At 70.7% G+C, this 12,237-nt stretch carries 11 protein-coding genes; 4 read left to right on the forward strand and 7 right to left on the reverse strand.

From position 1 onward, the window contains the following. The first annotated feature begins 229 nt into the window (after positions 1–229). Positions 230–1,261, forward strand: coding sequence for a glycosyltransferase family 2 protein (locus ACIQOV_RS08080; protein ID WP_401046195.1), 1,032 nt, complete (start codon positions 230–232; stop codon positions 1,259–1,261). 185 nt (positions 1,262–1,446) lie between these two features. On the opposite strand, the gene ACIQOV_RS08085 is transcribed toward ACIQOV_RS08080, so the two are convergent. Both ACIQOV_RS08085 and ACIQOV_RS08090 read right to left on the reverse strand, forming a co-directional pair. After that, a complete protein-coding gene (locus ACIQOV_RS08085; protein ID WP_401046198.1) occupies positions 1,447–2,646 on the reverse strand; it encodes a methyltransferase domain-containing protein in 1,200 nt (399 codons plus the stop codon). Beyond that, on the reverse strand, positions 2,643–2,819 hold the full coding sequence (locus ACIQOV_RS08090) for a hypothetical protein (protein WP_401046201.1): 177 nt from the start codon (positions 2,817–2,819) through the stop codon (positions 2,643–2,645). Before ACIQOV_RS08090 ends, ACIQOV_RS08085 begins: the two co-directional genes overlap by 4 nt. A gap of 311 nt (positions 2,820–3,130) precedes the next feature. Between ACIQOV_RS08090 and ACIQOV_RS08095 the strand changes: the two genes are divergently transcribed. Both ACIQOV_RS08095 and cyaB read left to right on the forward strand, forming a co-directional pair. Beyond that, the gene (locus ACIQOV_RS08095) at positions 3,131–3,982 is read left to right on the forward strand and encodes a helix-turn-helix domain-containing protein (protein WP_401046203.1); all 852 of its coding nucleotides are present in this window, start codon (positions 3,131–3,133) and stop codon (positions 3,980–3,982) included. Between the two features lie 14 nt (positions 3,983–3,996). Then, entirely contained in the window at positions 3,997–4,566 is a 570-nt protein-coding gene (gene cyaB, locus ACIQOV_RS08100; protein WP_401046205.1) for a class IV adenylate cyclase, read from the forward strand. A gap of 6 nt (positions 4,567–4,572) precedes the next feature. Here cyaB and ACIQOV_RS08105 read toward each other — a convergent pair whose 3' ends face one another. Together ACIQOV_RS08105 and ACIQOV_RS08110 are read right to left on the reverse strand one after the other, a co-directional pair. Beyond that, entirely contained in the window at positions 4,573–5,046 is a 474-nt protein-coding gene (locus tag ACIQOV_RS08105; RefSeq protein ID WP_401046208.1) for a hypothetical protein, read from the reverse strand. A gap of 12 nt (positions 5,047–5,058) precedes the next feature. Next, positions 5,059–6,402: a helix-turn-helix domain-containing protein gene (locus ACIQOV_RS08110; protein WP_401046211.1), complete on the reverse strand. Its 1,344-nt coding sequence runs from the start codon at positions 6,400–6,402 to the stop codon at positions 5,059–5,061. Between the two features lie 77 nt (positions 6,403–6,479). Between ACIQOV_RS08110 and ACIQOV_RS08115 the strand changes: the two genes are divergently transcribed. Then, positions 6,480–7,067: an ATP-binding protein gene (locus ACIQOV_RS08115; protein ID WP_401046214.1), complete on the forward strand. Its 588-nt coding sequence runs from the start codon at positions 6,480–6,482 to the stop codon at positions 7,065–7,067. Here ACIQOV_RS08115 and meaB read toward each other — a convergent pair. The 3 genes from meaB to ACIQOV_RS08130 are packed head-to-tail and all read right to left on the reverse strand — an operon-like array spanning position 6,998 to position 12,105. Continuing rightward, a complete protein-coding gene (gene meaB / locus ACIQOV_RS08120; RefSeq protein WP_401046216.1) occupies positions 6,998–7,984 on the reverse strand; it encodes a methylmalonyl Co-A mutase-associated GTPase MeaB in 987 nt (328 codons plus the stop codon). The two genes, ACIQOV_RS08115 and meaB, sit on opposite strands and share 70 nt — an antisense overlap. A 12-nt stretch (positions 7,985–7,996) precedes the next feature. Beyond that, positions 7,997–10,210, reverse strand: a complete 2,214-nt coding sequence (gene scpA / locus ACIQOV_RS08125) for a methylmalonyl-CoA mutase (RefSeq protein ID WP_401046219.1) — start codon at positions 10,208–10,210, stop codon at positions 7,997–7,999. Then, positions 10,207–12,105, reverse strand: a complete 1,899-nt coding sequence (locus ACIQOV_RS08130) for a methylmalonyl-CoA mutase family protein (RefSeq protein ID WP_401046221.1) — start codon at positions 12,103–12,105, stop codon at positions 10,207–10,209. Before ACIQOV_RS08130 ends, scpA begins: the two co-directional genes overlap by 4 nt. Positions 12,106–12,237: the final 132 nt, after the last annotated feature.

Here is a 12,237-nt window from a genome sequence, read left to right on the forward strand (position 1 = left end):
CGGACCGGTCGGGCGGTCCGGGGCCTTCCCCTTGCGCCCCAAGGGGCCGCCCGTGCGGGCGGGTCGCCGTCGGAGACGGCCGACGGACCGATGGATGCACCGATCCGCTCGCTCGATTCAACCCGGCGTTCGCCCACGGGTCGCATACGGTCCGTATGCTCGGGCCACTGTCGGTGACCGGCGGTCGACGGCCGCCCGGCCCGTCCGCTCCTGAGCGAAAGGCCGTGCGATGGCCCCCCGTCTCTCCCTCGTCGTCCCGATCTACAACGTCGAGCGCTACCTCGGGGAGTGCCTGGACTCGATCGCGGCCCAGACGTTCGAGGACTTCGAGTGCGTCCTGGTCGACGACGGCTCGACCGACGACGGCCCCGCCATCGCCGAGGAGTACGCCGAACGGGACCCGCGCTTCCGACTGGTCCGGCAGCGGAACCAGGGCCTCGGCGCCGCCCGCAACACCGGCTGGCGCCACCTCACCCCCGGCACCGAGTACCTGGCCTTCGTCGACAGCGACGACACCCTGCCGCCGCACGCCTACCAGCTGATGATCGGCACCCTCGACGAGACCGGCTCCGACTTCGCCGCCGGCAACGCGCTGCGCCTGCGCACCACCGGCCTCAGCCCCTCCCACGCACACCGCCGCCCGTTCCACGAGACCCGGCTGCGCACCCACGTCAGCGAACTGCCCGCCCTGGTCACCGACCGCACCGCCTGGAACAAGGTCTACCGGCGCTCCTTCTTCGACGGCGCGGGCATCCTGTACCCCGAGGGCATCCTGTACGAGGACGCCCCGGTCAGCGTGCCCCACCACTTCCTCGCCGAACGCGTCGACGTCCTCACCGACCCGATCTACCACTGGCGCGTGCGCGAGGACGGCGACCTCTCCATCACCCAGAAGAAGACCGACCCGCGAGGCGTCGTCGACCGGGTCCGCTCGATGGAACTCGTCCGCGAGTGGCTCGTCGCCCGCCCCGAACCCGTCTTCGCCGACCACCTGCGCGCCTACGACCGCAACTGCCTGGTCGAGGAGATCCCGATGTTCTTCTGGACCGTCCCCGACGGCGACCGCGCCTACCGCGCCGCCTACCAGCAGCACGTCACCCGCCTCCTCCGGGCCATCGGCCCCGAGGCCCAGGCCGGCCTCAGCCCCCAGCTCCGCCTCAAGTACCGCCTCACCCAGGCCGACTCCATGCCCGCCTTCGTCGCCCTCCAACGCGCCCACCGCCTCGCCCGCCGCACCCGCCAGGCCGTCCGCCGGGGCTGAGCGGGACTTGTCTGCGACACGACGGCACGGCCTCCTTCGCGTTGCTCATTCGCGCAGTGTTGACGGGCGCGTACTCCTGACAGCCGGGCCGCTCGGCCCGGACCGAGCCTCCGGGCCGAGCCCGGACTCTCCGGAGAACACGGAGCGCGGTGCCCCACGGACAGGTGGGGCACCGCGCTCCGGCGTCACGAGGGCCTTCCCAAGGGCCACCCGTTCGCCGGGTGGTCGAGCCAGGCGGTGTGCCCCTCGGGCGTGACGGTCAAGCCGAGCCGGTCCGGCCCGGGGCGGTCGTTGTCGAGCCACCACCGGTGAGCGGCTTCGACCTCTTCCCAGAGCCGGCGCGGGCCGTGCTGCCACACGGTGTAGTGCGCGGTGTTCTCGGCGCCGTCCCAGTCGACGGCCGCCCAGGAGTCGCCGTCGGTCGTGGCCACCCAGAGGCGGGTCGCCACGCCCTCGACCTCCGGGTCGTGGTGCCAGGCGTACCAGAGGTCGCCGAGGCGGTGGCCGAGGGCGAACTGCGTTTCGAAGGCGGAATCGGCGACGGCCCACGGGTCGAGGGTGGTCGTGGACTCCGTCGGTACGTGCTCGTCCAGGACGACGTCGCGGAAGAGGCGGAGGTCGAGGCGCTGGGTGCGCATCAGCATGAAAGCGCTGTCGGGGGAGTAGCGGCCGGTGGCCGTCCCGTCGTCGGTGACGGTCAGGCGGAGCAGCCCACCGTGACTCCAGTCGTCGCACCAGGGAGTGAGGACGACTCCGCCGGGCCTGCACTGGTTGATCCAGGAATAGGGAACCTCTCGCACCGAACAGGTGGCCATCACACGGTCGTACGGCGCGCCGGCGTCCCAGCCCTGGCTCCCGTCGCCACAGATCAAGGTCGGCGCGTAGCCGTTGGCCGTGAGGTTGGCACGGGCGAGTTCTGCGACATCCGGGTCGATCTCGATCGTGGTCACGTTGACGTCGCCCAGCCGGTGGGAGAGGAGCGCCGCGTTGAACCCCGTGCCGGTGCCGATTTCGAGGATTCTCATTCCTGGTTCGAGGCCGAGGAGTTCGAGCATCTGGAAGACGATCGACGGAGCAGAGGCCGAGGAGGACGGAAGGGCGTCGGACAGGTCGTCCACCTCCTGCCCGTCGTTGATCTGCGTCACCACGGGGCCGTCCGCGTAGGCGGCGGCGAACCACCGTTCGGGATCGTGCCCGCGATCGCAGAGCGCGAACTCGTCGCCGTCGCTGCTCAGCCAGATCCGGTCGGGAAGGAAACGGTGGCGCGGAGTCGCTTCGGCGGCTTTGCGCCACTCGGGGGCCATGTCATGGCCCAGGTGGTGGGAGACGGCCTGGAGCAGGCCGGCGGTGCCGACCTGCTCCAGGTTGTTCCGGCTGTCGGTCACTTGCGGTCGTCGTCCTTGTCCTTGCCGTGCTTGCTGTCGGACTTTCCGGACTGGTGGTCCTGGTTCTGCGGGGTGGTGTTGAAGTCCTTGTTGCCCGCGTGCTTGCCCTGACCGCCGTCGTTGGCACCGGTACCGCCGCCGGAGCTGCCGTCCTTACCGAGGCCCCATCCCATGGGATTCTCCTACCTGGTCGTGATGGTCGTCGTGGTGCTGCTGTCGGCCGGTCCGCTCACCGGCATGTCCGGCCCGGGCCCCGGCGGCGCGGGGGGACGCGGGGGCTTGGGAAACGGAGTGGTCATGCGCCTGATCCTGTCGTTCGTGGGGCTGGTGTGCCATGACCGTTGTGGGACAGCGGAGTTCGCCTCAGTGCCACTGGGGGCTCCTTGGCAGGTCACACATGAAGGATCGTGTCACTGAACGTGAGTGCCGATACCCAAGCGGTAATCTCACTGTGGGATGGATCGACTGACGAGAGGTTCGCCTCATGGGCACAGCACTCGAACCGATCAGGCTCGCTGACCTTGCCTGGCAGAACGAGCAGGTTCGGTGTGCCTTGGGGGATCGCGACGTGGCCGCCCTGTTCCGCTACGTGCAGCACCACAGCGGTGCGAGTCAGGCCCGATTGGCGGTCCAGGTGGGGATGACGCAAGGCCGGGTGAATGAGATCCTCAACGGCCGTCGGCTGGTGACGAAGTTGGACGTCTTCGAGCGAATCGCCGACGGGCTCAACCTTCCCGATGATGCGCGGCGACTCCTCGGGCTGGCGCCACGCTCGGACGGCCGACGTACACCCGGATCTGCCTTCGACCTGGCAGCCTTTCCCGAGATCGTCCGTGTGTACAGCGACCAGGCATCGGCGTCCGCCGAGATCCAACGGGCGGCGAGATCGGCAGCCGAACTGGACGTCCTGGCCGTACGCGGTCTTGGTCTCCTTGCCTTGCGGGACTCCTTGCTCCGCCAGCATCTGGACCGCGATGGTGGCCCGGCCCCCCGTCTACGGGTGCTGCTCCTTGATCCGGAATCGCCGGCCGCTGAGCGCCGAGCTGCCGAGATCGGAGAATCCACCGCCTCGCTCGCCGGGGGCATCCGACTCGCGGAAGCTCGACTTCGGGAGCTTTCCGACTGCGCGCGGGTCGAGGTGTACCTGTACCGGACGGTGCCGGTGTGGCGGGTCATCAGGCTGGATCGCACGCTCTTCGTGGGATCCTTCGACGCGGATTGGGAAGGACACCAGTCGGCAACCTACAAGGTGCTGCCCGCTCCGCACGGTCCCTTGTACCGGGGCTGGTGCCGGCAGTTCGATGCCATGGTGGACAGCGGTGAGCGTGTGATCTGACGGAGGGAGCTGGGATGGCGATCGAAGCGGAGCTCAAGGCGGTCGTGCGGGATCCGGAAGGCGTGCTCAAGCAGTTGGAGGAGCGGTACGGCATCGGCCGTGCCGAGGTCTACCGGGACACGTACTACGACGCGCCGGACGGCAGCCTGATGGGCGCCGACCGTGAGCTGCGGATCCGTACCGTGCACGGCCAGGACGACACCCGCACCGTGCTGACGTACAAGGGCGCCCGGGTGGACGAGGAGTCCGGGTCGAAGCCGGAGGCCGAGACCAGGGTCGAGGATGCCGCTGCGTTGCACGAGATCGTCCGGGGGCTGGGCTTCGTGCCGCGCATCGCGTTCGAGAAGCGTTGCCGCAACTACGAGTTCGGCCGTGGGGGCCGGCGGCTGCTCGCGACGCTCGTGCGCGTGCCCGAGCTGGGGGACGCCACGTTCATCGAGGTGGAGACCGCAGCCGTGGGCGAGGCCGATCTCGGATCGGCGCTCGCCGCGGTCCGTGCGGTGCTGGAGGAACTCGGCGTGGAGGAGGGGGACTTGACCACCGGGTTGTACACCGACGCCGTAGCGGCGGTCCGTCCCGCCTGACCGCCGCTACCGGTGCGCGCCCTTCGGCCAGAGCAGCTCGACCGGCACGCCGCGCCGGCGAGCGTGTGCGACCACGTCCGCCGTGCCGCCCTGGCCGCGGGCCGGTAGGCCGTCCCAGACGGCGACGAGCTTGTCGATGTGGTCGATGAGGAGTTCACCGCCGGCCAGGTGGGCGGTCTCGTCGGACTCCAGGTGGCCGGTGCGGTGTACGGCGGTGGCAGAGTTGAACAGGCGGTCGTAGACGGGGTGATGCCGCGCCGGAAGCCCGTCCCGGTACTGGTCCGCCGGGACGATGACCTCCAGCCGTCCTCCGCGCTTGAGTGCGAGCTCCGCCAACCACGAGTCCGGCCCGTCCGCGATGCAGGACACGACGGTGAGGGTGGAGGGGTCCTCGCTCGGGAGGGCGTCTTCGAGGAGTTGCCGGACCTGCGCCTCCAGTTCGGCCGTCAGCCCTCGGTGCCCCGTGATCCCGATTCGCATAGCTGTCCTTTCCTAGAGGTAGACGCCGTGGAGACGGTCATCGAACTCCCTCACGACCTTGGGTAGCGAGGAGGTGCTGAGCGACCGTCGAAGTGCGCGGCTCCGCTCGATGATTCGCCCTGAACGGTACTGGAGGCCGGTCTTCAGAGCTTCTGCCGCGAGCGCAAATGCTGCTTCGATCTGCCCTGCGGCAAGCCGTCCTGCCGCGAGGTCCAGCATCAGGAGCGCACGCTGCTTCGCGTGACCAGTGGCGAGGGCAGGTCCAGCGCTGTCCGAGACCCACCTGGGGAGTCCGAGACTGGCGCCACATGCCACCCTGAAGCCGGCGACCTTGGCCTCATCGAACGTGAATACCCATGGCCAAGGCGGAGGTTGTCCGTGATTGCTGGCATTGGCACCAGCTCGGCTGAGCGTCAGTGCGCGGTCGCAACTGCGCTGATCGCCTGAGGCTGCGTGTCCGAGCGCCTCCACAGCTGACAGCCATGCGTCGGCAAGGGTGGGGGACTCGGGATCCAGGAATCCGCGGGCTCGCTTTGTGAGGCCGAGTGCTATGGCTCCATTGCCGGCGTGGGCCTCGAATTGTGCAAGGCTCCCCATCTGATAAGCGGCAAGGAGGGGATTCGCTCCCGACCGAGCGGCCTTGATGGCCGCTCCGTAGAACGAGCGTGCTGATCCGTTGTCTCCTGTGTCCCAGGCCAGCCAAGCAGCCAGGCTCGCTGCCTCGCTCGCGACGGCGGCGAGCCTGATCCGATGAGCATCGGTCGGGGCTGCACCAATGAGGCCCTGGATCAGCCGTAGATGTGGTCGGACAGCCTCCGCGAGCTCGCGGGAGAGCGTCGATCCGTCCAAGCGACGGTAGGACGTCGTGACAAGCCGAAGCGAGGAGGCCCGCTGCTCGGCCTTGTCTGCACAGTCGATGGCGGTGGCCAGCGCGGGCGATACGGCAACTGCTGCGGCCGCTCCGAAGAATTGACGCCTATCCACGCTCTCAGTTCCGATTCGTACTCGGGCCGGGGATTCGGCGAGTCCGAGGAGGGCTGCTGGGATTCCCAGGTGCTGCGAGACCCTCAGCAGGATGTCCATGGCGTAGGGGTGGGCGCCTCGTTTCTCCAGTCGGGAGATAGCCGACTGCGACATCCCGCACGTCCGGCCCAGCTGCGCCTGCGTCATGCGCTGGTGGGTTCGAGTCAGCTCGATGATCTTGCCGTAGTCCCTCGCCCGAGATGCTTCCCGGATGACCTCTGAATTCCAGTTCAACACTCCACCCAAGGCTACGAGCAATACCGCACCAACTGAAGAGGCCTGATGCGGTGCTCGCATATCCATATGCGAACACCGCATGATCGATGGTCTCATGATTGTGATGGATCGTTTACTGAACGTGAGGAATTGGCTGTGTGTCGGTGTCTCGGCGACTGTTGAGACACCGACGAGTGGCCATTCGCTGGCAGTTGTACGCCTGGCTGGCTTGGAGTGTGCACGTGGTGATCAGTCCATTGAGCAATGCCCGGTTTCCTGTCCCGATGGAGTGGGGGGAGCCGCCGGGGCCCGGCGCCGTGCCGGGGGCGCGGCGGTTGGTGGTGGCGATCGTGCGGGAGTGGGGCGTGTCGCTCTCCGAAGTCGCCCTTGAGGAACTTGAGTTGTGCGCGAGTGAGGTGATCGCCAACGCGTTGGTGCACACGGAGGACCGATGTGTCGTCACCGTCCTCCGGCGCGGCGGGCGGGTGCGGGTGGAGGTGGCCGACCGGGGTGTGGGGCTGCCGGGCCGGGAGTGCTCCGGGGAGGAGGCGACGAACGGGCGGGGTCTGCTGCTCGTGGAGGCGCTGGCGGCCGCGTGGGGGTGGCACCCGACGGCGACGGGCAAGGTGGTGTGGTTCGAGTACCCCGCAACGGACGAAGCGCCGTGCCCCACGCAGGGGGGGGGCACGGCGCTCGACTTGCACGCTCTGAGTCAGCCGAAGAAGGCGTCCAGGATCCGCTGCGCCGCCAGTCCCGCCGGAAGGGTGCCGGCGCGGACCTGAGTCTCCAACTCGGGGGTCAGGCGCCGCACTTCCGAATTCTCGTGCAACCGGGCGTAGAGCTGGTCGTGGACCATCGCCCAGACCCACTCGACCTGCTGTTCCCTGCGCTTCGCCGCCAGAGCCCCCGTCGCGTCCAGCACCTTGCGGTGCTGCTGCAGCCGCTCCCACAGGACGTCCAGGCCGGCGCCGTCGCGGCCGCTGCAGGTCAGTACGGGCGGCGTCCAGGCGGCGTCCGGCGGCTGCAGCAGCCGCAACGCGCCCGCGAGTTCGCGGGCGGCCGCCTTGGCGTCGGTCTCGTGCGGGCCGTCCGCCTTGTTGACGGCGATGACGTCCGCGAGCTCCAGCACGCCCTTCTTGATGCCCTGGAGCTGGTCGCCGGTCCGTGCCAGGCTGAGCAGCAGGAAGGTGTCGACCATCCCCGCCACCGCCGTCTCGGACTGTCCGACGCCCACCGTCTCGATGAGGACGACGTCGTAGCCCGCCGCCTCCATCACCACCATGGACTCCCGGGTGGCCTTGGCGACCCCGCCGAGCGTCCCCGAGGTCGGGGACGGCCGGACGAATGCGGCGGGGTCGACGGCGAGGCGCTCCATCCGGGTCTTGTCGCCGAGGATGGAGCCGCCCGTCCGGCTGGACGTCGGGTCGACGGCGAGGACCGCGACCCGGTGGCCCTGACCCGTGAGCATGGTGCCGAAGGAGTCGATGAAGGTCGACTTGCCGACACCGGGCACCCCGGTGATGCCCACCCGGACGGCGCCGCCCGCGTGCGGCAGCAGCCGCTGGAGCAGCTGCTGCGCGAGCACGCGGTGGTCGGGCCGGGAGGACTCGACGAGGGTGACGGCGCGCGCGATCCAGGCGCGCGAGCCGTCCAGGACACCCGTCACGTAGCTGTCGAGGTCGATCGTCCGCGGAGGCATGGGATCAGGCGATCACAGCTCGTGGCCGAGATCGGCCGCCAGGGACTTCAGCAGGTCGTACGCCGCGTCCGGGATGACCGTTCCCGGCGGGAAGACCGCCGCCGCGCCGGCCTCGTACAGGGCGTCGAAGTCCTGCGGCGGGATGACCCCGCCCACCACGATGGTGATGTCCTCCCGTCCCGCCGCCGCGAGTTCGGCGCGCAGCGCGGGCACCAGGGTCAGGTGCCCGGCGGCCAGCGACGACACGCCGACGATGTGGACGTCCGCCTCGACGGCCTGGCGGGCGACCTCGGCCGGGGTCTGGAACAGCGGGCCGACGTCCACCGTGAAGCCGAGGTCGGCGAAGGCGGTGGCGATCACCTTCTGGCCGCGGTCGTGGCCGTCCTGCCCCATCTTGGCGACCAGGATGCGCGGTCGGCGGCCCTCGGCCCGCTCGAACCGCTCGACCAGGTCGCGGGTGCGCTGGAGGGAGGCCGACGGGCCCGCTTCGTCTCGGTACACACCCGAGATGGTACGGATCTGGCCGGAGTGGCGGCCGTACACCTTCTCCAGGGCGTCCGAGATCTCGCCGACGGTGGCCTTGGCGCGGGCCGCGTTGACGGCCAGGTGCAGCAGGTTGCCGTCCAGCGAGCCGCCGCGCCGCGGACCGGCCTCGGCGGCCGCCGTCAGCGCGCGCAGCGCATCCTGGCACGCGGTCTCGTCGCGCTCCTCGCGCAGCCGGCGCAGCTTCTCGATCTGGCGGGCGCGCACCGAGGAGTTGTCGACCTTGAGCACGTCGATCTGCTCGTCGTTCTCCACCCGGTACTTGTTGACGCCGATCACCGGCTGGCGGCCGGAGTCGATCCGCGCCTGGGTGCGGGCGGCGGCCTCCTCGACGCGCAGCTTGGGGATGCCCGCGTCGATGGCCTTGGCCATGCCGCCGGCCGCCTCGACCTCCTGGATGTGCTCCCAGGCTCTCGCGGCGAGGTCGTGGGTCAGCTTCTCGACGTACGCGGAGCCTCCCCACGGGTCGATCACCCGGCAGGTGCCCGACTCCTGCTGGAGCAGCAGCTGGGTGTTGCGGGCGATGCGGGCGGAGAAGTCGGTGGGCAGGGCGAGTGCCTCGTCCAGGGCGTTGGTGTGCAGCGACTGGGTGTGGCCCTGGGTCGCCGCCATCGCCTCCACGCAGGTGCGGGTGACGTTGTTGAACACGTCCTGGGCGGTGAGCGACCAGCCCGAGGTCTGCGAATGGGTGCGCAGTGAAAGGGACTTGGGGTTCTTCGGGTCGAACTGCTTGACCAGTTTGGCCCACAGCAGCCGGGCCGCGCGCAGCTTGGCGACCTCCATGAAGAAGTTCATGCCGATCGCCCAGAAGAACGACAGCCGCGGCGCGAAGGCGTCCACGTCCAGGCCCACGTCCAGGCCCGCGCGCAGGTACTCCACGCCGTCGGCGAGGGCGTAGGCGAGCTCCAGGTCGGCCGTCGCACCGGCCTCCTGGATGTGGTAGCCGGAGATGGAGATCGAGTTGTACCGGGGCATCTTCTGCGAGGTGTACGCGAAGATGTCCGAGATGATCCGCATCGACGGCTGCGGCGGGTAGATGTAGGTGTTGCGGACCATGAACTCCTTGAGGATGTCGTTCTGGATGGTCCCCGCGAGCTTCTCGGGCGGTACGCCCTGCTCCTCGGCCGCGACGATGTACAGCGCGAGGACCGGCAGCACGGCGCCGTTCATGGTCATCGACACGGACATCTTGTCCAGCGGGATGCCGTCGAACAGCTGGCGCATGTCGTAGATCGAGTCGATGGCGACGCCCGCCATGCCGACGTCGCCGGTGACGCGCGGGTGGTCGCTGTCGTAGCCGCGGTGGGTCGGCAGGTCGAAGGCGACCGACAGGCCCTTCTGGCCGGCCGCGAGGTTGCGGCGGTAGAAGGCGTTGGACTCCTCGGCGGTGGAGAAGCCCGCGTACTGGCGGACGGTCCAGGGCTGGTTGACGTACATGGTCGGGTAGGGCCCGCGCAGGTACGGGGCGATGCCCGGGTAGGTCTCCAGGAAGTCCAGGCCGGCCAGGTCGGCGCCGGTGTACAACGGCTTGACGCCGATGCCCTCGGGGGTGTCCCAGAGCAGCTCGTCGACGTCCTTGCCGGTGGACTGCCGCCAGGCGGCCTGCCACTGGTCGTCACTGACGGCGCCGTCGGCGATGCCCGCGCCGCCGTCCAGCCCGATGCCGGTGAAGTCGGGGATCATCGGGCCGCCACCTTGGTCTCGTCGGTGCCGTCCGCACCGGTGATCTGGTCGAGGAGGGAGGTCAGGACGGCAATCGCGTCGCCCCCCGCGAAGATGAACTCGTCCACTCCGGAGGGGAGTTCGCCGAGCCGTCCGGCGAGCAGCACCCGCCTGGCGCCGGCCGCCTTGAGCGCCTCGGCCACGGGCGAGGCGTGCTCGGCGTACAGCGCGTCGCTGGAGCAGAGGCAGGCGACGGTGGCGCCGGAGGCCCGGAACGCCTCGGCGAAGGCCGCCGGGTCGACGGACTCGGCCGAGGCCGTCGCGATGCCGCCCGCCTGGAACAGGTTGGCGGCGAAGGTGGTGCGCGCGGTGTGCGCGGAGGCGTTGCCGATCGAGGCGAGGAAGAGGGCCGGGCGGGCGCCGTCGACGGCGACCCGGGCGTCCGAGCGGTCCCGCAGCGCCTCGTAGGCCTCGGCGCGGCGCACCCGCGGCAGCCCGCCGCCGGGCGCGGCCGGGGCCGGTTCGCGGACCAGCGGCTGCTCGTCCAGGTGCGGGAACTCGCTGACGCCGGTGATCGGTTCGCGCCGCTTGGCGAGCCGCACGGACCGCTCCGCCCAGGTCGCGGCGATCCGCTCGCCGATGAGGCCGGCCTCCAGGGCGGCGCGCAGGCCGCCGGCCCGCTCGATCTCCTGGAACCAGGCCCAGGCGGCCCGCGCGAGCTCCTCGGTCAGCTGCTCGACGTACCAGGAGCCGCCGGCCGGGTCGATCACCCGGGCCAGGTGGGACTCCTCCAGCAGGATCGCCTGGGTGTTGCGGGCGATCCGGCGGGCGAAGGCGTCCGGCAGGCCGAGCGCGCTGTCGAAGGGCAGCACGGTGACGGAGTCGGCGCCGCCGACCCCGGCGGCCAGGCAGGCGATGGTGGTGCGCAGCATGTTCACCCACGGGTCGCGGGCGGTCATCATCACCCGGGAGGTGACGGCGTGCTGACGCTGCGCCGAGGCCGCCGCGCCGGCCCCCGAGACCTCGGCGACCCGGGCCCAGAGGCGGCGCGCGGCACGGAACTTGGCGATGCCGAGGAACTGGTCGCCGTCCGCGGCGTAGCGGAATTCCAGCTGGCCGAGCGCGTCGTCCACGGAGAGCCCGGCGGCGGTCAGCGCGCGCAGGTAGGCGACGCCGGTGGCCAGGGAGCAGCCCAGCTCCTGGGCGGGGGAGGCACCGGCCTCGTGGTACGGGAGGGCGTCCACGGTGAGCGCGCGCAGGCCGGGGTACCCGGCGGCGCAGCGGGCGGCCAGCGTCGTGGCCTCGGCGAGCAGCGTCCCGGTGCGGGCGCTCTGACCGGTGCGCGCCTGGAGGCCGAGCGGGTCGGCGCCGAGGTTGCCGGCGGCGGCGCCGGGGGAGACCTCGCGCTCCTCGTACAGCCGGAACAACTGCTCGGCGGCGTCGGTGAATTCGGGTCCGGCGTCGAGCGCCACGGCGGCCAGGTCCAGGTACACCCCGGTCAGTGCCTCGGGCAGGGCGTCCACCGGGAGGCCCGCGCCGCCGAGTTCCAGCCAGAGCGAGCTCACGCCGTGCTCCAGGTCGGCCAGCACGGCCTCGTTGGTGCGCCGGCGGTCCGGGTCGGCGTGCCGCTGGCGGACGTCCCACCCGGCCACGGCGGAGCCCTGCGGCCGGCTGCCGCGCACGAACGGCGGGAAGCCCGGGTAGCCCGGGGCGGCGGCGGTGTCCTCGGCGGTGTACAGCGGGTGGGCGCTCAGCCCGTCCTGGAGCCGGGTGGTGAGCGCCTGCTCGGCGGCGGGGCCGTCCTCGGGCTCGGCACCGGACTTGCGCAGCACGCCCTGGACGAGCTGCTGCCACTGCTCACGGTGCGCGGCCGGGAACTCGGCTGCGAGGGGGAGCCCTTCGGGCGGGACCTTCATGTGCGCAGGTTAGCGCCCGTTCGCAGGGCCGCAGGAGGGGGATTCCGTGTGACCTTTCCCTCGATCGGGCCGATTTCGGGCACTCGCCGGGACGGGGAGTGTCATGGGGTGTCGGCGCAGGTGACACCAGGG

It is taken from the genome of Kitasatospora sp. NPDC091257, assembly GCF_044757675.1.
GTDB lineage: Bacteria > Actinomycetota > Actinomycetes > Streptomycetales > Streptomycetaceae > Kitasatospora > Kitasatospora lactacystinica.

Bases quoted from the DNA above. Each gene is read 5' to 3' on its own strand.
- ACIQOV_RS08105 (WP_401046208.1), bottom strand. From the start codon at position 5,046: ATGCGAATCGGGATCACGGGGCACCGAGGGCTGACGGCCGAACTGGAG.
- scpA (WP_401046219.1), bottom strand. From the start codon at position 10,210: ATGATCCCCGACTTCACCGGCATCGGGCTGGACGGCGGCGCGGGCATC.
- ACIQOV_RS08130 (WP_401046221.1), bottom strand. From the start codon at position 12,105: ATGAAGGTCCCGCCCGAAGGGCTCCCCCTCGCAGCCGAGTTCCCGGCC.
- ACIQOV_RS08095 (WP_401046203.1), top strand. From the start codon at position 3,131: ATGGGCACAGCACTCGAACCGATCAGGCTCGCTGACCTTGCCTGGCAG.
- ACIQOV_RS08080 (WP_401046195.1), top strand. From the start codon at position 230: ATGGCCCCCCGTCTCTCCCTCGTCGTCCCGATCTACAACGTCGAGCGC.
- ACIQOV_RS08090 (WP_401046201.1), bottom strand. From the start codon at position 2,819: ATGGGATGGGGCCTCGGTAAGGACGGCAGCTCCGGCGGCGGTACCGGT.
- meaB (WP_401046216.1), bottom strand. From the start codon at position 7,984: ATGCCTCCGCGGACGATCGACCTCGACAGCTACGTGACGGGTGTCCTG.
- ACIQOV_RS08110 (WP_401046211.1), bottom strand. From the start codon at position 6,402: ATGAGACCATCGATCATGCGGTGTTCGCATATGGATATGCGAGCACCG.
- cyaB (WP_401046205.1), top strand. From the start codon at position 3,997: ATGGCGATCGAAGCGGAGCTCAAGGCGGTCGTGCGGGATCCGGAAGGC.